We start from the raw sequence: 22,385 nt of genomic DNA on the forward strand, positions 1-22,385 counted from the left end.
CATAGACATAACCCCCACTGGAGATAGCAATCATGAAATACGCAGCATTTTCTTTAGCCAAAGAGCCTTCTAAAACTCGCGTTGGCATTGTTTCCAAAGATGAGAAAAGCATTCAAGAATTAGATTTAGGGGTAGATGTCAGCGAAGAAGGTATTGTTGCTATTCTGAAAGCGGACCTAGCAGGCAAAACACCTAAACCTGTAGCAACACACGCAATGAGTGAAATACGCTTGCTAGCCCCCGTACCCCGTCCACGTAGAAATATTTTCTGCGTTGGCAAAAATTATCATGAGCATGCTAAAGAATTTTCGAATAGTGGTTTTGATGGAAGCGCTAAGCCAGGTGAAGATATTCCATCTCATGCGATTTTCTTTACCAAGCCACCTGAAGCAGTTACAGGTCCAAACACCAATGTCATCATCCCGACAGCCGTATCAACCTGCATCGACTATGAAGCGGAATTAACTATCGTGATCGGCAAAGGCGGCAAAGGCATTAGTGAGGCAGATGCATTGAAGCACGTCTGGGGTTACACCGCGATTAATGATGTTACTGCGCGTGATTGGCAACAACGTCATAAACAATGGTTTTTAGGAAAAAGCTTTGACACCTTCTGCCCAATGGGTCCATGGGTAGTTACTGCTGATGAAGTGAAACATGATGATATCCCAGTTAAATGCTGGGTCAATGGTGAGTTGCGCCAGAACTCGAATACCAAAGACTTTATCTTTGATATCCCGAATATGATCGCCACTGTTTCAGCGGGTATCACCCTCTACCCTGGTGACTTAATTGCCACTGGTACACCGGTTGGTGTTGGCATTGGATTTAAGCCGCCAAAATATTTGGTTAATGGTGATGTTGTTGTGGTTGAAATGGGTGGCATTGGTAAGCTTGAGAATACGTTTATTGCAGAATAAATTTTTAATAAGCAGTTCGATTTCTTAATTAAGAAAACCACCCTAGGGTGGTTTTTGTTTTACTAAATAGGCATCAAGCATCCATGCTGATCCCAATCATCCCAACCCAAAATGAATAGCAACACGATAGGTAATGAAGGAGGCGATATAGGCTAGTCCGAACAAGTAACTCAACATCACAGCTGGTATTTTCCAGCCGCCGGTTTCGCGCTTAACTGCAGCAATAGTAGATAGGCACTGTGGAGCGAACACAAACCACGCCAATAAAGAAAGTGCTGTAGCCAATGACCAGTCACCAGAAATGAGCGGTATTAATGCTTCAGCCGCATCTGCGCTTGAGCTAGATAAAGCATAGACCGTGGCCAATGAGCTAACAACAACTTCTCGCGCAGCCATTCCAGGAACAAGAGCAATGCTGATTTGCCAATTAAAGCCAATAGGTGAAAAGACATGGGCAAGTGCCTCTCCTAGCATGCCCGCAAAACTGTATTGAATCGGTGGCAGCGTTGCACCCTCTGGTGGCAATGGAAAACTAGAGAGCACCCAAAGACCAATCGTCATCAGCAAGATGACGCCACCTACTCGACGCAAGAATATTTCTGCACGTTGCCACAGGCTGATAGCCAAATTACCCAATCGGGGAAGGTGATAGCTTGGTAGCTCCATCATCAATACATTGGTACGGAACTGCTCACTCGCAAAACGCTTTAAGACCCAAGCAACTGCCATCGCTCCCAATATGCCAGCCAGGTAAAGCAGGAACAACACCAAGCCCTGCAGATCGATATTGGCCCACAATTTTTTCTGAGGAATAAATGCTGATATCAACAATGCATACACTGGCAGGCGCGCAGAACAAGTCATCATCGGCGCAATCAGAATGGTTACCAAACGATCGCGCGCATTCGAAATACTTCTCGTCGCCATAATTCCTGGAATGGCACACGCAAAACTGGAGAGTAAAGGAATAAATGAGCGACCAGACAATCCTACAGAACCCATCACCCTATCTAAGAGATAAGCCGCTCTTGGCAGATAGCCAGACTCCTCGAGCAACAAAATAAAGAAAAATAGAATCAAGATTTGGGGCAGGAAAATTACCACGCCACCCAGTCCTGCCAAAACGCCGTTGATGAGCAAGCTGCGTAACCAGTTATCGGGAAGAATGTCACTGATTTGACTGCCAAGGTATTCAACGGAAGATTTAATCATCTCCATCGGCACCGTAGCCCAACTAAATACAGCCTGAAAAATAAAGAAGAGTAAGGCCACCAAAATAATGGGGCCCAATACGGGATGCAGCAAGACGGAATCTAGACGATCACTCAAGCGATCAGGAATGATTTGATCCAAGCCTAAATTCTGCAGGATACGTTGTACTTGCACGTTGTCTGCTTCAGCATGCGCAATATGTGAGGCAACGTTTTCTAGGGTAGCGTCAGTAGTACCTGTACGTAGAGTATTGAGATTACGCCAATCTAACTCCGCCAAGAATGACTTAATCCCATCTGCGCCATTAGCCTGAATACCCACGCTAGTGACAACTGGTAAGCCCAATTCTTTTGAAAGTGCTGCGGTATCAATTTGCACACCTTGACGCTGGGCAATATCAAGCATATTGAGCACAACCACGCAAGGTAAGCCTAGGCGCTTTGCTGCTAACACTAAGCGTAGGTTACGGCGTAAGTTCATTGCACTCAAAATACAAAGCACTAGATCAGGGCGCTTCTCACCCTCTGCGCGACCCATCAGTACATTACAGGTCACGCGCTCATCGAGCGATCTAGGGTAAAGACTGTAAGCACCAGGCAAATCTAATATACGAATGTTTTTCCCGGAGGCTAAAGTTAAGCGACCCTCTTTACGCTCAACAGTAACGCCAGAATAATTGGCAACCTTCTGTCGACTTCCAGTTAATAAATTAAATAGCGCAGTTTTCCCGCAATTGGGATTACCCAATAGCGCAACAAGGGGCTCACTTGGGAAAAAATGAACTGTGGACTCAGCCATTAACCAACTCCACTTCAATCATGCGCGCTTCGGAGTGACGCAAGGCAAATGTCGAGGCACCCACTCGCACAAGATAAGGACCCTTTTTTAACAATCCCTTGCGCAATAGAGTGACCTGTTCTCCCGGCAAAAAACCAATATCTTCCAACTGCCCCTTAATTTGAGGGGCACCTTTGGGTGCGTTCACTACGCTCACCCGATAAAGACTGCCTAGACTGACTTGGTCTAAATTCATGCAATGTGTTCAATACGCTTGGTTTTGCTGGATTTTGCTTACTAATAGCTCATTATAGCGATAAATGAGAATGACTATCATTCATGTAAAAGCTTGGGAATTCAGGGCAATAATGCTGGATTTTTAGTCATCGAGGCTTGATCCAAAACAAAAGCATGGGCGCTAATGCATACTGAACAAAATTCTTTATGAACGATAAGCCATGTACCTGCCAAAACACTTCGCTGTAGATGATCAAGCCCTGCTAGCACAACTCATCCAAGAATATCCGCTCGCCACTCTTGTTGGTAATCTTAAGGGTCAACTCGAAGTAAACCACCTACCCTTAATGTTAAGTGCTGACAAAAAGAAATTGCATGGTCACATTGCCAGAATGAATCCGCTCATGAAGATTGCGCAAAGCTCAGAAACAGCAGTGACAGCAATCTTTAATGGCCCTAACGCTTACGTTACGCCTGCATGGTATCCATCTAAAAAAGAATCCGGCAAAGTCGTACCCACTTGGAACTATGCTGTTGTGCACGCTCAAGGCAACATCACACTCATTGAGGATGCGCAATGGCTCAGAGCTCATGTAGCTCAAATGACTGATATCCATGAGCCCACCTATCAACCCAACTGGAAGCTAGATGATGCCCCTGAAGAATATGTACAAACCATGCTCAAGGCAATCGTGGGCATTGAGATAGATGTTCAAAGTCTAGTTGGCAAATTTAAGCTTAGTCAAAATCGCCCCGCACAAGACTATGACGCTGTAGTAGAAGAGCTAGAGCAATCCCCACAAGAGATGTTGCAGGCCATGCGTAAATATATGAAGCCGTAAGGCATTCAAAATCTAAGGCAATCACTAAGGTGTTGCATAACCATATTTGGTCAAGATGGCTTTAGCCTGAGCGCCTTGCATAAATCGATATAAATCCTTGGTCTCTGGTGGCGCGCCCTTCATCAGAACCATTCTTTGCCTAATAGGCGCGTAGAGCTTTGGGTTAAGCAAAATGAAGTTTGTCTCTTTAGCCACCTCAGGTGACTTTGCCAAAGAAAGCGCAGTAAAGCCAATCTCTGCCGCACCGGCAACAACATAAGTCGTAGTGACTCCAATGTTGTCCCCATAGACCAACTTGTCTTTGGCGGGATCCCACAACCCCTCAGCCTTTAGGTACTCAACTGCCGCCTTTCCATACGGCGCCAACTCCGGCTTGGCGATTGCCACCTTATTGGCCATGGCAATCGCTTTTGCCAGCTCCGCTTTGTTATCAGCCAAAACGATTCCTGAATTATTTTTCGCAATTAATGCCAACTTACCTATGGCATAAACCGCACCCTCATCAATCGTCTTGCCGTTCTTATATAACTCGATTGGAAAATGCTCATCCGCAGCGATAAACAAATTAAATGGTGCGCCATTCATGATCTGAGCTGTGAAATTTCCGGATGAGCCATAAACCACCCTCATATCCGGCTTGCCGGTTGATTTAAATGCTAATGCAATCTCAGCAAAAGCATCTTTCATATTAGCGGCAACAGCAACCGTTGTAGTTTGAGCAAATGCCAAGTTTGCACATAACAAGAATGAGGCTAGCAGAGAAGTAGGAAAAATAGACATAGGCAAAGCCATTCTAGACAATTGCCTGCTCTATAGCCAATTTTGAATTTGCCGGTTCAGGCTAATCGCTTTATAGCCCGAGGTATTCCCTGAATAACTACGAATCTTGCGAATCAGTTTCGACGACTCAGGATGGGAGAGCATCTCTTTATGCATTGCGATAAAAAATATCTCATCTTTTAGTGGCACGAAACCTAGTCCATTTTCTAATGCGACATTTTTAACTCCAATGCCAACGTCAGCCTTGCCTGCCAAAATCGCATTGGCAACTGCCGAATGGGTAAATTCTTCATGAAGGTAGCCATTAATGTCTGCAGGCTCAATACCCTGCTCCAACAACAAGGTATCAAGCAATAGCCTCGTACCAGAACTAATCTGGCGATTAATAAAACGAATTTTAGGGTTTAGCAAATCATCCATTGCTTGAATATGCAATGGATTACCTTTCTTCACAATGAAGCCTTGGGTACGCTTCATCACTGGAAATATTTCAATATTGTGTTTGCGCAATCGTTGATGAATTACCTGAGAACTTTTTTCATCGGAAACGTGGTACCCAGCAATGTGGGCATTGTTACTCAATAGCTGCTCTAAAGACTCTCCAGATCCTGCAATCTTTAAACCAAATCCTTTCACTTCAGCAGCGGCTCTTTGAATAATCGAATCGCTACTGGAATAAAAGTTCCAGCGAGCATTTTCTAGTTTTTGATGCTTCTTGATTTCTTTTTGTAAGGTATCTTGGTAGTCAACTCCATGCAGTGCATATGCACTCTGCATCTCTTCAATAAATTGACATAGAAATGAACCGAACTCTGTCAACTTAGATCCGTGACCTTTGGTACGAATCATCAGGGGTATACCAAGACTTGCCTCTACCTGATTCAACTTCCCCCAGACTCCGCGGTACGAGACTCCTGAATGTTTACTAGCCAATACCAAAGAGCTCCCACCACGAATATCCTTTAATAACCCTACTAGCCAGCAAAGATCGATGGCATCTTTCTCATGGCCTTGGGCATTCAGAGTGAGGGTTGGTCTAGCTTCTATTCGCATATGTAATTTTTTGCATATTCATTAAGCATTAATGTATGCGATCATACAAATTTACTCAACCCCCATTGCATTCTTTGAGGTATTACATGAAAAAGTTATTCAATTCACTCTTATTGAGCTTTGCACTTATGACCTTGGGCTTGACTCCCTACGCTCAAGCACAAGAAAAAAGCATCATCGTCTCTTCCACCACCTCTACTGAGCAGTCCGGCTTATTTGGATACATCCTTCCCATCTTTAAGATGAAATCGGGGATTGACGTCAAGGTTGTCGCAGTTGGGACTGGTCAAGCATTAGATATTGGTCGTCGTGGTGATGCGGATGTCGTCTTTGTGCATGACAAGCCAGCTGAAGAGCAGTTTGTGCAAGACGGCTATGCGACAAAACGCTATGAAGTCATGTACAACGATTTTATCTTGATTGGACCCAAATCTGATCCTGCAAAAGTAGGCGGCGGCAAAGACATTCAGGCAGCTCTTCAGAAAATTGCAACAGCCCAAGCACCATTCATCTCTCGTGGCGATAAAAGCGGCACTCATGCTGCTGAGCTCCGTTACTGGAAAGGTGCAGGGATTACTGTTTCGCCGAGTCAGCCTTGGTACAAAGAAACCGGCTCAGGTATGGGCCCTGCCCTCAATACTGCTTCCGCCATGAATGGTTACATCCTTGCCGATAGAGGTACCTGGTTAAGCTTTAAGAATCGTGGCGACCTCACCATTCTGGTTCAAGGCGACCCTAAGCTCTTTAACCAATATGGCGTGATGTTAGTGAACCCTGCAAAATTTCCCTCCGTCAAAAAAGCTGAAGGACAAGCATTTATTGATTGGCTAGTTTCCAAGAACGGTCAAGACGTCATTGCTAGTTATCAAATTGGTGGCGAGCAACTCTTCTTTCCGAATGCCAAGAAATAGTTATTTTGGTTGATCCATAGAAAAAGCCCGCATTTGCGGGCTTTTCTTTTAACTGGATTAATCCAGCGCATTACATATTAAGAATTACTTCTTAGGTGTTGCAAAGCCAATCGCGGTATCGTCCACGAACTCAACCATCACATCATCGCCAGCCTTGAATTTCTCAAGACCTAGCACGGCTGGATCAACCTTCACTTTTTGCTTCTCGCCATTTGGCATTGTGAAGGTTACGATACGAGTCTTTTGATCGATTGTGCCAATCTTTACTGTTGCATAAATCGTATCTGTTGTTTCTTCAAATGGCTTTGCAGAACCCTTACCAGCGATTACAACTGAACGTACGCCAGAAACACCTGGCTTAGCATCTTTACCAGCAGCAGTTAATCCAACTGCAATCGCCTGAGCATGCTCAACCAAGAAAACATCGCCTTTCTTTACCTTATCCAAATCATTTACAGACTTAGCAACATTCATCTGCGCCAAATTTCCGCTCGCGTCTTTCAAGACGACGATGCGCTTTTTTGCGTCTACTGAATCTACAGTTGCGCTAAGAACAACTACATCAGCAGCTAAAGGCAACATTTTTGTAGGCAATTGAGCAAAAGCGGAAGTGGTAAAGGCAACACCAATAACGGCGAATAAGCCAGCAAGCAAAGATTTCTTCAAAGTAACTCCTAATTGGATAAAGGGTTTATGGATTCGAGAACGAATCGCTATTTTTATTGTAACCATAATTAATAACCATCCTTTCAGGTATTTCTTTGATAAATTAAGCAGATTCTTACCCAAAAGCATAGATGTGGATATTCTGATCAAACCATGGCAAGAAGCCCAAAAGGAGGCCTTTGAAGTGAGGCGGGAAGTATTTATCCTGGAACAAGGCGTACCTGAAGCTCTGGAAATCGACGAATTCGATCCACAATCCCTGCATGCTCTCGCTTACTCCAATAATGTCTGCGTAGGTACAGCTAGATTACATCTCAATAGTGATGGATCAGGTCAAATTGGACGCATGGCAATATTGTCGCCATTTCGCAAGAAGGGATTGGGGCGTCTAATCATGGAAAAGCTATTAAAAATAGCTCAATCAAAAGAACTAAGTTTCTTAGTGCTGCATGCCCAGGTGAGCGCAATCCCCTTCTATGAAAAGATAGGCTTTCAAGTGGAGGGGCCAACTTATGAAGAGGCGGGCATCCCCCACCGTAATATGATGATGGTATTACCAACTTAGATTTGCCTTCTATGACCGCCGCTACCAACCCAAACTCTTCTGCCTTTACCTATATTCATCGCGTTTGTTATTCCGATACCGATGCGGCAGGTTTTGTTTATCACGGTCGCTATCTTGAAATCTTTGAGCGCAGTCGTGCAGAATGGCTGGCTCAACGTGGTCAAAGCCCAACAAAACTCATGAACGAGTTCAATATTGTGATGCCAGTTCGTGAGCTCACTATGAACTTCTACAAACCTGGCAGACTCGATGATCTTTTGCATATTGACCAAGTGATTGAGCATCGTGGCCGTACACAAGTTAGCGTCAAGCAGACTGCGCAACGCAAGCTTCCAGATAGCGATGAAATGCAAGTGATTGCCAGCGCTACACTCCACATTGTCTGCGTTGATACCAATACCCTCAAACCGAAGGCATGGCCTGAGTGGCTGTTTCAGGACTAATAGGCTAGAGCTAATTCTACGATGGAGAAAATGATGGCTGATGGCAAGCTTCTTACTTTTGTTAAAGAATTAAGTCGACTGCTTGACCAAAATCCTGGTGAAGACATTATTTTCACCAAAGGCAAAAAACTGCTTGAGAATCTAATTGCAGAAGATGACTGGCTTCCAATGGAATTTACAAAGCCCCATCTCCAGTACTACCAACAATACCTTTTGTATGCCGACCCTTTAGATCGATTCTCTATCGTGAGTTTTGTATGGGGTCCAGGTCAAAAGACGCCCGTGCATAACCATACGGTTTGGGGCATGGTTGGGCAATTGCGCGGCGAGGAAAAAGGTACGCCCTACTATCCCCAAGCAGATGGTGGATTTAAAGTGGGCCAAGCCTGCATCTGCCCACCAGGCCATGTTGATACGGTTTCGCCAAATACACATGATATTCATGTAGTAGAAAACAATCTCTCAGACCAGACTTCGATCAGCATTCATGTTTACGGCGGCAATATCGGCAGAATTCAACGCTCTGTCTTTGATCCAATCTCTGGTGCTGAGAAATCATTCGTATCAGGCTATGCCAACACCCTAGTTCCCAATCTTTGGAATCCTTAGTACCAGTAGCCTGATTGGCTAAAATATACAAGTTATCGTGGCATGCAATCTGATGCCCTCGCTTTTTTATTTACCACTCGGAAAACTATGTCTATTTCTCGTCGCTCAGCCATTAAAACTATTGCGGGTGCATTTGCACTACCAACACTCACTCCAATATCTTCTGTATTTGCTCAAGCCAACCCTAATTGGTCAACTTATGAAATCGTTACAGAAGTTAATTTGGAATCGCCTAATGGCTCTGCGGAAACCTGGATTCCATTGCCTCTGGTTTTAGATACAAATTACTTCCGTACTCTAGCGATCAGACCAGAGGCTAGCGATCCGAAAGCCATCAACCAAATTTATGAAACAGCAGATAAGCAAGCTCGCATGCTCTGGACAAAATGGGATAAGTCTGCGACGAATCATAGCGTCAAGGTATCGATGCTGGTAAGCGCGTGCAATCGCAACCTAGAACTAAACACAGCCAATCCCGCATTAACCCTTTCAAAAGCAGAGAAGAGTTACTGGACTCGCGGTACAAAATATCTACCGACTGATGGCATCGTGAAAACTAAAGCACAAGAATGTCTCGCCAATGTTCCAGCCAATGCAACTGATGTTGAGAAAGCTAAGGCAATCTACAACTGGGTTGTTGATAACACCCATCGCGATCCAAAGACTCGCGGCTGTGGTCAAGGCGACGTGAAATTAATGCTTGAGACCAACAATCTCGGCGGTAAGTGTGCCGATATCAACGCAGTATTCGTAGCGCTTGCCCGCTCTGCTGGTATACCTGCCCGCGATGTTTACGGTATTCGTATTGCAGACTCCGCTCGTGGGTACAAGAGCTTGGGTAAATCGGGCGATATCACCAAAGCACAACATTGCCGAGCTGAGTTCTATGCCAGTGGCTACGGCTGGATGCCTGTTGACCCCGCTGATGTGCGTAAAGTCATTCTTGAAGAGACCGGTGGTCTCCCTGCAAATGATCCTAAAGTACTCGCTATTCGTGACTATCTCTTTGGAAACTGGGAAATGAATTGGATGGCATATAACTATGGTCATGACATTGCACTCCCTGGATCCAAATTAGGTAGCAAGGGTGACATTCCATTCTTAATGTACCCCCAAGCAGAAAATACAGAAGGTCGCTTTGATTCTCTTGATCCAGATAATTTCAAATACAAGATCACCAGTCGTCAGATCTCTTAATTGCTGAAGAGATCCTACTTCATGCGACTCACCAAGCCCGTTCTAGAGATTGCTCTAGCACTGGCTTTTGTTTTTCTGAGCTTTCTTACTACAAGTGCTAACGCTCAATGGCAACCGGCATCTAAGGTTGGCCTAACTCAGGCACCTCCACTTCAACTCAATAACCTAGCCGGCAAATCTGTTGACATCGCTCATTTCAAGGGCAAGGTACTGCTGGTCAACTTTTGGGCAAGTTGGTGTGAACCCTGTCGCGCTGAATTTGAAGAGTTGATTGAATTACAAGAAAGCTATGGCAATAAAGGATTGACCGTATTAGCCGTCAATCTTGCGGAGATGAAGCCTCGCATTACCCAATTCCTTAAAGGGAACGGTCTTCCTGAGAATGGCATTGAAATACTGCTCGACCGCAATAGTACCGCCTACAAATCCTGGAAAGCTCGTGGAATACCAACCACCTTCCTGGTAAATAAAACAGGCAAGCTAGAAGCGGTATGGATTGGCGCAATCGAGAATGCAGACAGCGCGGAAGTAAAAGGCAAGATTGAAGCTTTACTACGCCAATAGTACATTTAGGATCTTCTGATACTCTAGCAATATGACTACAGCAACAACACCCATGGAACCACGCCTTACCTCACTCTCACATGGTGGTGGCTGTGGCTGCAAAATCGCTCCAGGAGTTCTCTCTGAGATTCTGAAGAATGTTCCGCAATTGCCCTTTCCTAAAGAGCTCTTGATTGGGATCGAAACCTCAGATGATGCTGCTGTATATCAAATCAATGAATCACAGGCGATCGTTGCTACGACCGACTTCTTTATGCCGATCGTGGATGATCCATTTGATTTTGGAAAAATTGCTGCCACTAATGCAATTAGCGACATCTATGCCATGGGCGGCACCCCACTCTTTGCTCTTGCATTAGTTGGCATGCCTATTAAAGTGCTTTCCAATAAAACGATTGCTAGGATTTTAGAAGGTGGCGCAGAAGCTTGCCGTAGCGCAGGCATTCCGATTGCAGGCGGTCACACAATTGATTCGGTAGAACCGATCTATGGATTAGTTGCGATTGGCATCGTTGATCCTAAGCATGTCAAAAGTAACGCCAGCGCTCAAGCAGGAGATGTATTAATTCTTGGCAAGCCATTGGGTGTCGGTATTTTGTCAGCGGCCCTCAAGAAAGACTTACTTGGCCCCGATGGTTATCGTGAAATGATTGACAATACTACGAAACTCAATTCTGCTGGGCCAGACTTGGCAAAAGTTGCTGGCGTACATGCGTTAACGGATGTCACTGGCTTTGGCCTAGCGGGTCATACCTTAGAACTAGCACGCGCTTCAAATTGCACTGCCCACATTGATTGGAGTCAGGTGCCTCTGCTCTCAAATGTTCAGAATCTAGCCGACGAGGGTGTCATTACTGGAGCATCTGATCGTAATTGGCTTAGCTATGGCGATGAAGTGAGCATACCCGCAGATTTCACTGTGGCACAACGCGCGTTATTAACTGATCCTCAAACGAGCGGCGGCCTATTGGTATCGTGTAGCCCTGACAGTGTTAAAGAAGTATTAGATATCTTTAATCAACATCATTTCTTAGGCGCGCGCGTCATTGGCCAAATGAGTAAGCAGCAAGGCAAGCCCTTAGCTGTTTCGTAAGTTAAGCGCTAATTATTCTTTTAGATTAAATACGCTCGAGAAGTCGAGCTGACCATTACCAGCTTTGCTGTGTAGCTCATACAACTGTCGCGATAACTCGCCTAGAGGAACGTTCGCACCAAGGTCTTGAGCATTCTCAATTGCCAAGCCCATATCTTTGAGCATCAGATCTACACCAAATCCACCGGCGTAGCCTTTAGATGAAGGCGCATTCTCCATTACCCCGGGACAAGGGTTGTACAACTCGAGCGCCCAATTGCGGCCAGAACTCTTGGACATAATGTCCGAGAGTACTTTCGGGTCCATGCCATTGGCAATTCCCAAGCGCAATGCCTCGCTCGTTCCCAACATCTGAATACCTAAAAGCATGTTGTTGCAGACTTTGACTGTCTGACCAGCCCCACTGCCACCCGCATGGAAGATGTTCTTGCCCATTTTTTCCAAGATTGGACGTATGCACTCTACTACTGAATTTTCTCCACCAACCATGAAAGTTAATGTTCCCGCTTGAGCACCTGCGGTTCCACCTGAGACAGGCGCATCAACCATGGCAAAACCTTTGGCCTTTGCTTGCGCTGCAACCGCTTGCGCAACCTTTGGTGAAATCGTGGAGCAATCTATCAATAAGGTTTTAGGATTGGCATGCGCTAATAATCCGGATTCACCAAGGTATAAGCCCTCCACGTGACGTGAAGCTGGCAACATACTAATCACAATGTCTGCACCATCAGCAGTGGTATTGGCACTCTTCGTAACATTGCCACCTGCCGCTGCGAATGCATCAATCTGTGCTTGTACCAAATCAAAGCCATTCACTTCATGGCCTGCTTTCAATAAATTGATTGCCATTGGCAAACCCATATTGCCTAACCCAATAAATCCGATTTTCATATTGCTCCAGTTATCTCAAGTGCTTTTTCTTATCTCGCTCACTGCTTGCGTGATGCCAAATACTTTACCCCTAGTGGTCCATAGGTTTCCGAATGGGGTTGCTCAAATGCCAATTCAAATACATCTCCTACGCAATATTTGTTTAATCCGTTTTGTGATTCAATTTCAATATACCCATCAACTACAAGGGCTCGCACTGCAAACGGGTGAGTATGATTATCCAGGCGGCCATTTGGGGGCTGAAGCACCTCAACCGGCTCTGGAAAGCCAGACTGCGACAAAAGTTGCAGAAATTGGTCTTTATTCATAATGAAACTATAGCGGATATACACTCTTTTCAGAAACCACTATCTTTGGGAGCTTGAATCACTATGACAGTCAAAGTTATCGGCTTAATTAAGCTTACCGATCATTCCGCCTTTGAGCAATATCGCAGCCAAGTTGGCAAGACCGTCGAGCATTACAAAGGCAGCATCGAGTATCGTGGCATGCTCACGGAGACCTTTTGGAATGAACTGGGTTGCGATGCCTTTAGTGCATTTGTAGAGCTTCATTTTCCAAGCAAAGAAGATGCTCATGCTTGGGCACATAGTACTGAATACCAAAGTCTTTTAAAAACCCGCAGTCAGGCCATGAAGCTTACCCTCTTTGGGGTGGAAAGCTAGGAATAAAAAAGCCCAGCTTTGTGAGCTAGGCCTTTTGATCAATTGGGGTAAGAATTATTTCTTAGCTTCCATTGCTTCTTTTGCAGCAGTGATTTCTTTACGACGCTCTTTGCAAGCACCTGCAATCTCTTGCAAGGCCTTACGGGCGCGAGCAGCAGATGCCTTAATGCCTTTTTCAATGAACTTCTCGTTTTCAGCTTTATAAGTTTCAAAAGCAGCTAACAATGTATCGTGTTGTGACATCTCGTCTCCCATTAATCAAGTAATTAGTCATACCTACAGCGAAATCAGTATATCCCCATAAAAAGTGTAAAAAATGCTCATTTTCATCAGGGATAACTCTTAGAAGCAGCATTTTGACCAACATGCTTTAATTAGATGAAATATCAAAAAACCTCAAAAATCATGAAAAATATCCTACTTTTTCTCGCTCTCAGCCTTCTTTCTGAATTAGGATTCGCCCAAAGCAGCTCATGGCCCGCCCCCAATCGTCCAATTACCTTTATCAACCCTTTTCCACCTGGTGGCGCGGTAGACGCTTTTGGGCGCCCTCTAGCTAAGCAACTATCCGTCCAACTAAATGACTCCATTGTGGTGGATAACAGAGGCGGTGCTGGCGGTACGGTAGGAGCTGCAGCTGCAGCAAAAATGGCAGCAGATGGATATACCTGGCTACTAGGCGCAGTTCACCATTCCATCGCTCCAAGCATGTATCAAAATCTTTCATATGACATCACAAAAGATTTTGAGCCGATTGCAATTATTGGTAGCGTTCCCCATGTCATTGTCGTCAACCCCACGAAGTTTCCAAAAAATGATTTGAAATCCATCATTGAAGAAATTCGGAAGCATCCTGGTAAGTACAACTACGCTTCAACTGGTAACGGCACTTCACAGCATCTGACGGGTGAGCTTTTTAAGATTCAAAATAAATTATTTATCACACACATACCCTATCGCGGCACTGGACCAGCACTTCAAGATGTTGTCGCTGGGCAAGTCGATATGATGTTTGACACTCTTGCAGGCGCTGCGCCTTTTATTAAAAGCGGTCAATTGGTTGCAGTCGCCGTTGCCAGCAATCAGCGTAGCCCAGCCTTTCCAAATGTTCCAACTGCACAAGAGCTCGGTATCAGCAACTTTGTTGTCTCAAGCTGGTATGCGCTTTGGGCCATCAAAGGCACGCCCAAAGAGATCGTCGACAAAATGAGCGCTGAAGTACAAACTGCCCTCGCCTCTCCAGACATCAAAGAACGGTGGGCAGCCATGGGGGCAACCGTTCCTAAAATGACGCGTGCTGAGTTGAATACCTTTATCAATCAAGAAGTCGTTCGCTGGCATGATGTGGTTAAGAAATCTGGCGCCAAGCTAGATTAAGAAGATTCATTTAATAAAACAACTAAATAAAATTAGAGACATAAGACATCAATGAGCATTTCAACCAAAAATTATTCCTTTGTTCGTAACAAGCTTTTAAATAAAAAAGAAATTGCCTTCTTAGACGTCAGAGAGGAAGATCCACATGCGCGCGAGCACCCTCTATTCGCAGCCAATCTCCCACTCTCTCGTATCGAAATAGACGCCTACGGAAAACTTCCTAAGAAGAATGTACCGATTGTGACGCTTGATGATGGCGAAGGTTATGCTGAATTAGCCGCAAAGAGACTGATTGATCTAGGTTTTACTGACGTCTCCCTATTTGAGGGCGGTGTTCAGGGCTGGAAAGCCGCAGGTGGAGAAGTATTTAAAGACGTCAATGTGCCCAGCAAATCCTTTGGTGAGCTTGTGGAATCAAAGCGCCATACCCCTTCACTATCTGCCCAAGAAGTAAAACAGCTAATAGACAATAAGGAAGATGTGGTTGTCGTTGATGTACGCCGCTTTGATGAATACAACACCATGAGCATTCCGACTGGCATCAGCGTTCCTGGTGCTGAACTAGTGTTGCGTTTACCTGAATTGGCACCCAATCCCAAGACAAAAGTAATCGTCAACTGCGCCGGTAGAACCCGCAGCATCATTGGTACTCAGTCATTAATTAATGCCGGCATTCCAAACGAAGTTAATGCTCTACGCAATGGCACGATTGGCTGGACGCTTGCAGGTCAAGAGCTTGACAAGGGTCAGAGCCGCAAGTTTAAGGAAGTAAGCGAAAGCACCACTAATGAGGCGGCTACACGTGCTCGCAGCGTAGCTGATCGCGCCGGCGTAAAGCGCGCGAGTCTGGACAATACACGTGAGTGGATGAAGCAATCGGAGAGGACAACTTACTTTTTCGATACCCGCACCCCCGAAGAATATGAGCGTAACCACCTTCCTGGCTTTCGCTCTGTACCAGGAGGTCAACTTGTTCAAGAAACCGAAATGGTGGCACCCGTTAGAGGCGCACGTATCGTACTCGTAGATCCCAGTGGCGGAGGTGTTCGTGCCAATATGCCTGCTTCATGGTTGGCGCAAATGGCATGGGAAGTTTATGTACTAGACGATATCAAGACATCTGACCTTACTGAACAAGGCTTATGGAAAGCACCCCTACCAGAGCTACCTAAAGTCGCAACAGTAGATGCAAATACTTTATCCAATTGGCTCAAATCGGATAGCAATACGATTGTGGTGGATTTCAGCACCCATGCTAATTATGTCAAAGGACATATTCCAGGCAGTTGGTATGCCCTACGATCTCAGTTGCAAGATGCCATGAATAAATTGCCTCAGGTGGATCGCTATGTTTTGACGAGTACACCGAGCGAACTCAGTCTTTTTGTTGCCCAAGAATTGAAAGCACTAAGCAATGCTGAAGTGCTGGTACTGGATGGTGGTAATACCGCTTGGATGAATGCTGTCTTAGAACTGGAGAAAGGTCCCAGCCATCTTGCATCACCTCCTCTTGATCGTTACAAGCGCCCTTATGAGGGCACTAGCGTAGATCCAGCAGCAATGCAGGCTTACTTGGATTGGGAATTTGGCTTAGTGGAACAACTGGGCAAGGACGGAACCCATCACTTCTGGGTTCTCTGAGTCCTTGCATGCGCTTCTATCGGTCGCGCATTAACCAATCCTGTTACGCAAAATGCCAATGCCGGTGATATTGGTTTCCATAATGTCACCTGGCTTCATAAACTCTTGAGGCGTTCTGCCTGCACCCACACCGGATGGTGTGCCAGTAGCAATAATGTCTCCCGGCAATAGCGTTAGGCCACGTGATAGCTCGGCAATAATCGTTGGAATTTTGAAATACATTTGCTGATAGCTAGCATTCTGCTTTTCAACGCCATTAACACGACAAATGACGCGCGTATCATTTAAATTGACGCCGCCTGCTGTCACCACCCATGGCCCCATCGGCCCGTGTCCATCCAAACTCTTTCCTTTGAACCACTGACCAGAGTGGCGCTTTTGTTGAATATCACGCGCAGTCGTATCGTTATAGGCTGAATAACCAAAAACATAATCCATGGCGTTCTCTTCAGAAATATTCTTACCCTTCTTGCCAATCACAACAGCGAGTTCAGCCTCCCAATCGATCATGGTTGATACACCAGCATCGTATGGAATATTGTCAAAAGGACCATTCATGGTTTGAGTGCCTTTTGAAAAGAATACGGGCACTTTTGGATACTCTTTTACCGCGCTATCGGCACGATGCTTCAAGCCTTCTTCAAAATGATCAAGGTAGTTCCACCCCACGCAATAGATATTGGCTTGTGGCTTTGGAATAGGTGACAGCAAGATGGTTTGATTCACATTCTGCAGATTTGAACCGCGGTTCTTGAAAAGCGCAGCAAGCTCTAAGAGGCCAGCATTGCCAGCGCCCGCCAATGAGATCATCGACGTTGGGTCAAAAGAGAGTTGCACTTTTTGACGTTTCGCTTCTGCTGGAATGTCGATTACTAAGCCATCATTTGTCACCAAACCCAATCTTGAAGTAGCGCCCATTCGAGGTAGATAGTTGGCAACCCGAAAACCGGCTTTACCTGTCAAAGGTTCAACCACAATAGGTGGCTGACCATCTGATGCTGCAAGTGCATTTGTCATAATCATGCCACTTAAAGCAGCGGTCGCACTCAATTTCAGTGCATCTCTACGGTTTGTATCCACAAGATCTCCTTTATTTTGCTTTTTAATTATCTAGATGCTATCTGCCATAAAACAGAGTATCTGCCGTAAATCTTAATACCAAATTCAAGCCTGGGGCATAAAACGCAAAACTTGGCTATTCTTAGACCATGATCCAAGAAAAAATCCCTTCGCTGATCCGCTTCGTAAGTTGTACGGCTATGTTAATTACCCTCCTCGGCTGTGAGCGCGACGCCTACACAAGCTGGAACTGTCAATCAGGAACTGAGGCCAAAATCCCGATGGTGCTGAGAAAGGCGCAAATGGAATTTCAGGGGTCGGCACTAAAATACTGCGGTAGCCTAGGCAATCAAAGCTATCTTGATCAAACCTGCACACATCAAACCGAGAAATCCAGCACTATCTTTTCTCCAAAAACTGGTTTACTGATACATCAGAGTCAAGAGTATCAATGTGCAGCCCTATAAGCTTCACCATCCGCTATTGATGAAGATGCCGAACAACAAAATCCACCCCAAAAAGTTAATGCTCAGCAAATGGACCGCAGTTCATCCGATCGCCAAACAAAAACATTTTTTGATCAGCAAAGTTATTACACCTGAAGACCCTGAGGCAATCATTGAGTTCGTGGAAATCGAAGCCGTATACAGCAAAAAGGTTCGTCAAATTGCCTGGCGCGACCTATTGAACAGTGAAGAATGGTTGCAGGGGTGGAAATAAAAAAACCGCATCAATACCATAGGCAGTGAGGCGGCTAGTATTCATTGGATGGGCTAACTAGTCATTACTTTTCTTCTTAGAGCCTGATGATTTCTTCACCACATCGTCAATATTCTTCTCGGCAGCTTCTGCTACTTCATTCACAATGCGCCGCCCTTCTTTAAACATCTTTTGGCCGGCTACTGACATCTCATTAACTACCTTGGATAACTTATCAGCATGGGTTGGAATCTTACTTTCAGCATCCTCCAACCAATTAACTAGAGAGCTACGAACTTTTTCAAGATGCTTCTCAGTTTCATCAGCAGCACCCTCGCTCAACTCCTTCAATACCGCTTTTACTTTCTTTTGATAAGCGCCTGCTCGCTTAGCAGCCTCTTTAGCAGCCTCCTCTTGCAAACTCTTTAGTTTTGTTAAATCATTTTTTGCGGCAGACTTGGCACTATCCAGCGCATTTTTCATGCCCCACTCAATTTCAGCCATGTGGTGATCGCTCAGCTTCTTTGCCGCCTCTAATAGAGTATGTGAATAATCAAACAACTCTTTAGCTTTTTCACGTTGCCATTTTTGTAAATCTTTTGCATCCATTTTGAACTCCTATCGTCCTGTCGTTAAGGGGGGGTTGATGAAAAGTCTCTCTATCCACTCTATACCGAAATCAATCGACTGCCAATGCCTCCAATATCCTACTCATTTAAGGCATTAAAATGACGGAATGACTGCAAGAAAAAGTATTTATGAGGCCATTGGGGGTGTCGACAAAATCGATGAATTAGTCGACCGTTTCTACGATTTAATGTCACTAGAACCCCAGTTTCAGGGAATCCGATCGATGCACCCGCAAGATCTTTCCACTTCAAGAGAAAAGCTGAAGTTTTTCCTGACTGGCTGGATGGGTGGTCCCGATATTTACTCACCCAAGTACGGGCATCCCATGCTTCGCGCCAGACATCTACCATTCAAGATTGGCATTAGTGAACGCGATCAATGGCTAGGATGTATGTATCGCGCCTTAGAGGATTGCGGCATCGATGGCAATATTGCAAAACAGTTAGAAGAGTCTTTCTTTAACACTGCTAATTGGATGCGCAATCAAGCGCCTTAATCTAGTTTTGCTCCGGCTTGCTTTACTGCCTTCGCCCATTTCGGCATTTCAGTATTGAGATACTTGGTAAATTGCTCGGGATTTAAGTAGGCTGGGTCGGCACCTTGATCAATCATCTTTTTCTGAATATCAGGGGATTCCAAAGTTTCTTTAAATGCATGGCTTAGTTGATTTGCAACTTCTGGTGGCGTGCCTTTAGGCGCAAGAATTCCATAGAAGCCAACAACCTCCAGATTAGCAACGCCGGTCTCAATCACTGTTGGAGTATTGGGTAAGGCAGGATTCCGTTTGGCACTTGTTACAGCCAAAGCCTTTACCTTGCCTTGTTTGGCGTAGTTCGCAGCCTGCGGGACAGACTCCGCCATAAATTGCACATGACCCGCAATGAGATCCGTAAATGCTGGCGCGCTTCCCTTAAAAGGAATGTGCACCATGAAAATACCAGTCTCATTTTTTAGCATCTCCGGAACTAAATGAGAAATTCCGCCATTACCAGCAGAGCCATAATTTAGTTTTCCTGGGTTGGCTTTCGCATAGGCAACAAATTCTTTTAAAGTATTTGCAGGGACATCTTTGTTCACAATCAGCGCCAAAGGTTGTTGAGCAGTTCTCGCAATAGGCTGAAAATCTCTTAGGGTGTCATAAGGAGATTTTGAATAGATCGCCGGGTTGATCACCATCGTTCCCGTATTAGCCAGCAAAACCGTATAACCATCTGCTGGAGACTGCATCACAAACTGCGCACCAACTGCACCACCCGCACCCGCCTTGTAATCCACAATGACTGGTTGCCCCAAAATAGATTGCAACTTATCGCTGAGCAAACGAATGTGGGCATCTAATGGACCGCCCGCAGGAAAGCCAATAATAATTTTGATGGGCTTCTCTGGATAAACAGCCCAAGCCCCGCAACAGGGAATTAAAAGGGCAATCGCAAGAAATAATGTCCTGACAGTTTGTGTGGGCTTAAGCATCATCATGAAATGTAATTAAGTTAGATACACTTTATCTTAATGCCACTTTTATGAATGAGACTATGACGGAAAGCGCCCTACTCTTATTAAGCGACCCTAATGCCTGGGTGGCATTTTTCACACTCTCCGCACTCGAAATCATCCTTGGCATAGACAACATTATCTTTATCAGCGTTATTGCCAATCGACTGCCGATTGAAATACGGGAAAAAGTACGCCGTTTTGGCCTGTTGTTTGCGCTAGGTACCAGAATCCTGCTACTACTCAGCCTCTCTTGGGTAATGAGCCTCACTACCCCGCTCCTTACCGTATCGGACCATCCGATCAGCGGCAGAGATCTGATCTTGTTGCTAGGAGGATTTTTCTTAATCTGGAAAGCCTCTAAGGAGATTTATGCTGAAGTAGAGGTAGGCGAGCATGATGATGAGGTCTCTGGCGGGCACGCACACCATGTCAATAAATCCATGTTCAGTTTGTTTATCGGATCTATTGTGCAAATTGGTCTACTCGATATCATCTTCTCACTAGACAGCGTTATTACTGCTGTAGGCATGGTAGATCAAATTAGCATCATGATTGCTGCTGTCATCGCCTCTATTTTAATTATGCTGATAGCCGCCAAACCGATTGGCGACTTTGTACATCGTCATCCCTCCATTAAAGTGCTGGCTTTGTCATTTTTGACAGTAGTTGGAGTGGTTCTAATCGCTGAAGGTATGGGCATGCATATTCCTAAGGGCTATGTGTATGTCGCCATGGGCTTTTCATTAGCGGTTGAACTATTAAATATTCGCTCGAGAGAAAAGAAAAAAGGTAAAGCGTAATCCTGAATATAGAAATACAGATTGAAGTTTTTCTAAAGAGATTTAGCACAAGCAAAGCCGCTAGCCCATGCCCACTGGAAATTGTGCCCTCCTAAGTGGCCAGTGACATCCACACACTCACCAATAAAATACAATCCTGGGTGCTTGCGCGACATCATTGTTTGACCATCCAGGTCTTTAGTGCTTACCCCGCCCAACATCACTTCTGCTTTTTTCCAACCCAAAGTCCCAGCCGGCTTAACAGACCAATTTGTGAGAAGTTCTTTTAAGGCTTGCCGATCTTTCTTGGATACCTCAACCCACTTTCGCCCATTTAGCTTGCTTTGTTCAGCGAAGGCTTTTGCTAAACGCTGTGGCATTACAGAGGCCAATACTGTTTCAGTGAGTTTTAATCGATGTTCATCATTATTAAATATCTCATCACAACGGGCTGACCCAGATTGACCGACATTGGCAAGCCAATCAATTCGTATTGGTTCCCCCTCGATCCAATAACTGCTCGCTTGCAAAATAGCAGGCCCCGAAAGTCCTTTATGCGTGATCAACACATCCTCATTAAAACGGCAGGCGCCATATCGAGCACCCTTTACTCCTGAAGCAATTCCAATAGGCACGCTTAATCCGGCAAGATCGCTTAGGTTGCCAAAAGTATCTGCAGTAAATGACAGCGGCACTAAAGCAGGCCGAGGCTCAACTACATCCAAACCAAATTGCTTGGCAATGTCTAATGAATAGGCTGTTGCTCCAATAGCGGGAACAGGCAAACCGCCCGTTGCCATTACCACTGCATGGGATTTTTCAATCCCATTATGGGTTTTCACTAGCCACTGGCTGCCCTCCTGGGAAATAGACTCCACAGCCAGCGGGTGACGAATCGTGACATTGCCGCGTGAGCACTCAGACATCAGCATCTCAACAACCTGCTTAGCAGAGTCATCACAGAACAGTTGACCTTGATGTTTCTCGTGATAAGCGATTCGATAAGATTGAATCAGCTTAATGAATTCTGCTGTCGGATATCCTGCTAAGGCACTTTTAACGAAATGGGGGTTAAGCGATAAGAAATTAGCTGGACCGCTATGTAAGTTTGTGAAATTACAGCGACCGCCACCACTAATCCGAATCTTTTCACCGAGAACAGATGCATGATCTATGACCAGCACCTTCTTCCCAAGCTGTCCAGCCACACCTGCACAAAATAAGCCTGCCGCCCCGCCACCAATAATGATGGCATCCCATGTTTTACTCATTGCGATAAGC

27 protein-coding genes are annotated in these 22,385 nt (G+C 45.2%); 15 read left to right on the top strand and 12 right to left on the bottom strand.

All coding sequences use genetic code 11. The features are described 5' to 3' along the window. Positions 1 to 32: 32 nt before the first annotated feature. Positions 33 to 920: a fumarylacetoacetate hydrolase family protein gene (locus IC571_RS07015; RefSeq protein ID WP_215315614.1), complete on the top strand. Its 888-nt coding sequence runs from the start codon at positions 33 to 35 to the stop codon at positions 918 to 920. Between the two features lie 96 nt (positions 921 to 1,016). Here the strand turns inward: IC571_RS07015 and IC571_RS07020 are convergent, their stop codons facing one another. Both IC571_RS07020 and IC571_RS07025 read right to left on the bottom strand, forming a co-directional pair. After that, a complete protein-coding gene (locus IC571_RS07020; RefSeq protein WP_215315615.1) occupies positions 1,017 to 2,930 on the bottom strand; it encodes a ferrous iron transporter B in 1,914 nt (637 codons plus the stop codon). Next, a complete protein-coding gene (locus tag IC571_RS07025) occupies positions 2,923 to 3,165 on the bottom strand; it encodes a FeoA family protein (RefSeq protein ID WP_215315616.1) in 243 nt (80 codons plus the stop codon). The genes IC571_RS07020 and IC571_RS07025 overlap by 8 nt, the downstream gene beginning before the upstream one ends. Positions 3,166 to 3,367: 202 nt before the next feature. On the opposite strand from IC571_RS07025, the gene IC571_RS07030 reads away from it, so the two are divergent. After that, a complete protein-coding gene (locus IC571_RS07030; RefSeq protein ID WP_215315617.1) occupies positions 3,368 to 3,988 on the top strand; it encodes an FMN-binding negative transcriptional regulator in 621 nt (206 codons plus the stop codon). Between the two features lie 24 nt (positions 3,989 to 4,012). On the opposite strand, the gene modA is transcribed toward IC571_RS07030, so the two are convergent. Beyond that, positions 4,013 to 4,768, bottom strand: coding sequence for a molybdate ABC transporter substrate-binding protein (modA, locus tag IC571_RS07035; protein WP_215315618.1), 756 nt, complete (start codon positions 4,766 to 4,768; stop codon positions 4,013 to 4,015). Positions 4,769 to 4,798: 30 nt separating this feature from the next. After that, a complete protein-coding gene (locus tag IC571_RS07040; RefSeq protein WP_215315619.1) occupies positions 4,799 to 5,821 on the bottom strand; it encodes a substrate-binding domain-containing protein in 1,023 nt (340 codons plus the stop codon). Between the two features lie 128 nt (positions 5,822 to 5,949). Between IC571_RS07040 and IC571_RS07045 the strand changes: the two genes are divergently transcribed. Beyond that, positions 5,950 to 6,732, top strand: a complete 783-nt coding sequence (locus tag IC571_RS07045; protein ID WP_251373562.1) for a substrate-binding domain-containing protein — start codon at positions 5,950 to 5,952, stop codon at positions 6,730 to 6,732. Positions 6,733 to 6,816: 84 nt separating this feature from the next. Here the strand turns inward: IC571_RS07045 and IC571_RS07050 are convergent, their stop codons facing one another. After that, on the bottom strand, positions 6,817 to 7,398 hold the full coding sequence (locus tag IC571_RS07050; protein ID WP_251373290.1) for a hypothetical protein: 582 nt from the start codon (positions 7,396 to 7,398) through the stop codon (positions 6,817 to 6,819). 133 nt (positions 7,399 to 7,531) lie between these two features. On the opposite strand from IC571_RS07050, the gene IC571_RS07055 reads away from it, so the two are divergent. From IC571_RS07055 to selD, 6 genes are all read left to right on the top strand, one after another. Continuing rightward, positions 7,532 to 7,963 carry a GNAT family N-acetyltransferase gene (locus IC571_RS07055; protein ID WP_251373292.1) on the top strand — a complete coding sequence of 144 codons (432 nt, stop codon included), beginning with the start codon at positions 7,532 to 7,534 and terminating at the stop codon, positions 7,961 to 7,963. Between the two features lie 11 nt (positions 7,964 to 7,974). Then, positions 7,975 to 8,406: a YbgC/FadM family acyl-CoA thioesterase gene (locus IC571_RS07060; protein ID WP_215315621.1), complete on the top strand. Its 432-nt coding sequence runs from the start codon at positions 7,975 to 7,977 to the stop codon at positions 8,404 to 8,406. Between the two features lie 21 nt (positions 8,407 to 8,427). Beyond that, a complete protein-coding gene (locus IC571_RS07065) occupies positions 8,428 to 9,015 on the top strand; it encodes a hypothetical protein (protein ID WP_251373293.1) in 588 nt (195 codons plus the stop codon). Positions 9,016 to 9,102: 87 nt separating this feature from the next. Further along, positions 9,103 to 10,212 (top strand): transglutaminase family protein, encoded by a 1,110-nt coding sequence (locus IC571_RS07070; RefSeq protein WP_215315622.1) that lies wholly within the window; start codon positions 9,103 to 9,105, stop codon positions 10,210 to 10,212. A 21-nt stretch (positions 10,213 to 10,233) separates the two neighbouring features. Beyond that, a complete protein-coding gene (locus tag IC571_RS07075; RefSeq protein ID WP_215315623.1) occupies positions 10,234 to 10,776 on the top strand; it encodes a TlpA disulfide reductase family protein in 543 nt (180 codons plus the stop codon). A gap of 31 nt (positions 10,777 to 10,807) precedes the next feature. Next, positions 10,808 to 11,869: a selenide, water dikinase SelD gene (selD, locus tag IC571_RS07080; RefSeq protein ID WP_215315624.1), complete on the top strand. Its 1,062-nt coding sequence runs from the start codon at positions 10,808 to 10,810 to the stop codon at positions 11,867 to 11,869. Positions 11,870 to 11,881: 12 nt separating this feature from the next. On the opposite strand, the gene mmsB is transcribed toward selD, so the two are convergent. Together mmsB and IC571_RS07090 are read right to left on the bottom strand one after the other, a co-directional pair. Beyond that, positions 11,882 to 12,760 (bottom strand): 3-hydroxyisobutyrate dehydrogenase, encoded by an 879-nt coding sequence (mmsB, locus tag IC571_RS07085; protein ID WP_215315625.1) that lies wholly within the window; start codon positions 12,758 to 12,760, stop codon positions 11,882 to 11,884. A 38-nt stretch (positions 12,761 to 12,798) separates the two neighbouring features. Beyond that, on the bottom strand, positions 12,799 to 13,068 hold the full coding sequence (locus IC571_RS07090; protein WP_215315626.1) for a cupin: 270 nt from the start codon (positions 13,066 to 13,068) through the stop codon (positions 12,799 to 12,801). A 63-nt stretch (positions 13,069 to 13,131) separates the two neighbouring features. Here IC571_RS07090 and IC571_RS07095 point away from each other — a divergent pair, with 63 nt between their 5' ends. After that, entirely contained in the window at positions 13,132 to 13,425 is a 294-nt protein-coding gene (locus tag IC571_RS07095) for a DUF1330 domain-containing protein (RefSeq protein ID WP_215315627.1), read from the top strand. Between the two features lie 54 nt (positions 13,426 to 13,479). On the opposite strand, the gene IC571_RS07100 is transcribed toward IC571_RS07095, so the two are convergent. Next, complete coding sequence (locus tag IC571_RS07100; RefSeq protein WP_028819023.1) at positions 13,480 to 13,668, bottom strand: hypothetical protein; 189 nt, start codon at positions 13,666 to 13,668, stop codon at positions 13,480 to 13,482. Between the two features lie 162 nt (positions 13,669 to 13,830). On the opposite strand from IC571_RS07100, the gene IC571_RS07105 reads away from it, so the two are divergent. Both IC571_RS07105 and IC571_RS07110 read left to right on the top strand, forming a co-directional pair. Next, complete coding sequence (locus IC571_RS07105) at positions 13,831 to 14,802, top strand: tripartite tricarboxylate transporter substrate binding protein (RefSeq protein ID WP_251373295.1); 972 nt, start codon at positions 13,831 to 13,833, stop codon at positions 14,800 to 14,802. Positions 14,803 to 14,853: 51 nt separating this feature from the next. Next, positions 14,854 to 16,443 (top strand): rhodanese homology domain-containing protein, encoded by a 1,590-nt coding sequence (locus IC571_RS07110; RefSeq protein WP_215315628.1) that lies wholly within the window; start codon positions 14,854 to 14,856, stop codon positions 16,441 to 16,443. Between the two features lie 30 nt (positions 16,444 to 16,473). Here the strand turns inward: IC571_RS07110 and IC571_RS07115 are convergent, their stop codons facing one another. Further along, positions 16,474 to 17,523, bottom strand: coding sequence for a fumarylacetoacetate hydrolase family protein (locus IC571_RS07115; RefSeq protein ID WP_215315629.1), 1,050 nt, complete (start codon positions 17,521 to 17,523; stop codon positions 16,474 to 16,476). Positions 17,524 to 17,955: 432 nt separating this feature from the next. Here IC571_RS07115 and IC571_RS07120 point away from each other — a divergent pair, with 432 nt between their 5' ends. Then, the gene (locus IC571_RS07120; RefSeq protein ID WP_371742886.1) at positions 17,956 to 18,222 is read left to right on the top strand and encodes a TIGR02450 family Trp-rich protein; all 267 of its coding nucleotides are present in this window, start codon (positions 17,956 to 17,958) and stop codon (positions 18,220 to 18,222) included. A gap of 57 nt (positions 18,223 to 18,279) precedes the next feature. Here IC571_RS07120 and IC571_RS07125 read toward each other — a convergent pair whose 3' ends face one another. Next, complete coding sequence (locus tag IC571_RS07125; protein WP_215315630.1) at positions 18,280 to 18,810, bottom strand: phasin family protein; 531 nt, start codon at positions 18,808 to 18,810, stop codon at positions 18,280 to 18,282. 127 nt (positions 18,811 to 18,937) lie between these two features. On the opposite strand from IC571_RS07125, the gene IC571_RS07130 reads away from it, so the two are divergent. Continuing rightward, on the top strand, positions 18,938 to 19,327 hold the full coding sequence (locus IC571_RS07130; protein ID WP_215315631.1) for a group II truncated hemoglobin: 390 nt from the start codon (positions 18,938 to 18,940) through the stop codon (positions 19,325 to 19,327). On the opposite strand, the gene IC571_RS07135 is transcribed toward IC571_RS07130, so the two are convergent. Beyond that, the gene (locus IC571_RS07135; protein WP_215317861.1) at positions 19,324 to 20,301 is read right to left on the bottom strand and encodes a tripartite tricarboxylate transporter substrate binding protein; all 978 of its coding nucleotides are present in this window, start codon (positions 20,299 to 20,301) and stop codon (positions 19,324 to 19,326) included. The genes IC571_RS07130 and IC571_RS07135 overlap by 4 nt on opposite strands. 62 nt (positions 20,302 to 20,363) lie before the next feature. Between IC571_RS07135 and IC571_RS07140 the strand changes: the two genes are divergently transcribed. After that, positions 20,364 to 21,125, top strand: a complete 762-nt coding sequence (locus IC571_RS07140) for a TerC family protein (protein ID WP_215315632.1) — start codon at positions 20,364 to 20,366, stop codon at positions 21,123 to 21,125. 32 nt (positions 21,126 to 21,157) lie between these two features. On the opposite strand, the gene IC571_RS07145 is transcribed toward IC571_RS07140, so the two are convergent. Further along, positions 21,158 to 22,375 carry an aminoacetone oxidase family FAD-binding enzyme gene (locus tag IC571_RS07145; protein WP_215315633.1) on the bottom strand — a complete coding sequence of 406 codons (1,218 nt, stop codon included), beginning with the start codon at positions 22,373 to 22,375 and terminating at the stop codon, positions 21,158 to 21,160. Positions 22,376 to 22,385 lie beyond the last annotated feature (10 nt).

Source organism: Polynucleobacter sp. MWH-UH2A (assembly GCF_018687195.1).
Taxonomy (GTDB): Bacteria; Pseudomonadota; Gammaproteobacteria; order Burkholderiales; family Burkholderiaceae; genus Polynucleobacter.

Bases quoted from the DNA above. Each gene is read 5' to 3' on its own strand.
- IC571_RS07015 (WP_215315614.1), top strand. From the start codon at position 33: ATGAAATACGCAGCATTTTCTTTAGCCAAAGAGCCTTCTAAAACTCGC.
- IC571_RS07020 (WP_215315615.1), bottom strand. From the start codon at position 2,930: ATGGCTGAGTCCACAGTTCATTTTTTCCCAAGTGAGCCCCTTGTTGCG.
- IC571_RS07025 (WP_215315616.1), bottom strand. From the start codon at position 3,165: ATGAATTTAGACCAAGTCAGTCTAGGCAGTCTTTATCGGGTGAGCGTA.
- IC571_RS07030 (WP_215315617.1), top strand. From the start codon at position 3,368: ATGTACCTGCCAAAACACTTCGCTGTAGATGATCAAGCCCTGCTAGCA.
- modA (WP_215315618.1), bottom strand. From the start codon at position 4,768: ATGTCTATTTTTCCTACTTCTCTGCTAGCCTCATTCTTGTTATGTGCA.
- IC571_RS07040 (WP_215315619.1), bottom strand. From the start codon at position 5,821: ATGCGAATAGAAGCTAGACCAACCCTCACTCTGAATGCCCAAGGCCAT.
- IC571_RS07045 (WP_251373562.1), top strand. From the start codon at position 5,950: ATGACCTTGGGCTTGACTCCCTACGCTCAAGCACAAGAAAAAAGCATC.
- IC571_RS07060 (WP_215315621.1), top strand. From the start codon at position 7,975: ATGACCGCCGCTACCAACCCAAACTCTTCTGCCTTTACCTATATTCAT.
- IC571_RS07065 (WP_251373293.1), top strand. From the start codon at position 8,428: ATGGAGAAAATGATGGCTGATGGCAAGCTTCTTACTTTTGTTAAAGAA.
- IC571_RS07070 (WP_215315622.1), top strand. From the start codon at position 9,103: ATGTCTATTTCTCGTCGCTCAGCCATTAAAACTATTGCGGGTGCATTT.
- IC571_RS07075 (WP_215315623.1), top strand. From the start codon at position 10,234: ATGCGACTCACCAAGCCCGTTCTAGAGATTGCTCTAGCACTGGCTTTT.
- selD (WP_215315624.1), top strand. From the start codon at position 10,808: ATGACTACAGCAACAACACCCATGGAACCACGCCTTACCTCACTCTCA.
- mmsB (WP_215315625.1), bottom strand. From the start codon at position 12,760: ATGAAAATCGGATTTATTGGGTTAGGCAATATGGGTTTGCCAATGGCA.
- IC571_RS07090 (WP_215315626.1), bottom strand. From the start codon at position 13,068: ATGAATAAAGACCAATTTCTGCAACTTTTGTCGCAGTCTGGCTTTCCA.
- IC571_RS07095 (WP_215315627.1), top strand. From the start codon at position 13,132: ATGACAGTCAAAGTTATCGGCTTAATTAAGCTTACCGATCATTCCGCC.
- IC571_RS07100 (WP_028819023.1), bottom strand. From the start codon at position 13,668: ATGTCACAACACGATACATTGTTAGCTGCTTTTGAAACTTATAAAGCT.
- IC571_RS07105 (WP_251373295.1), top strand. From the start codon at position 13,831: ATGAAAAATATCCTACTTTTTCTCGCTCTCAGCCTTCTTTCTGAATTA.
- IC571_RS07110 (WP_215315628.1), top strand. From the start codon at position 14,854: ATGAGCATTTCAACCAAAAATTATTCCTTTGTTCGTAACAAGCTTTTA.
- IC571_RS07125 (WP_215315630.1), bottom strand. From the start codon at position 18,810: ATGGATGCAAAAGATTTACAAAAATGGCAACGTGAAAAAGCTAAAGAG.
- IC571_RS07130 (WP_215315631.1), top strand. From the start codon at position 18,938: ATGACTGCAAGAAAAAGTATTTATGAGGCCATTGGGGGTGTCGACAAA.
- IC571_RS07135 (WP_215317861.1), bottom strand. From the start codon at position 20,301: ATGCTTAAGCCCACACAAACTGTCAGGACATTATTTCTTGCGATTGCC.
- IC571_RS07140 (WP_215315632.1), top strand. From the start codon at position 20,364: ATGACGGAAAGCGCCCTACTCTTATTAAGCGACCCTAATGCCTGGGTG.
- IC571_RS07145 (WP_215315633.1), bottom strand. From the start codon at position 22,375: ATGAGTAAAACATGGGATGCCATCATTATTGGTGGCGGGGCGGCAGGC.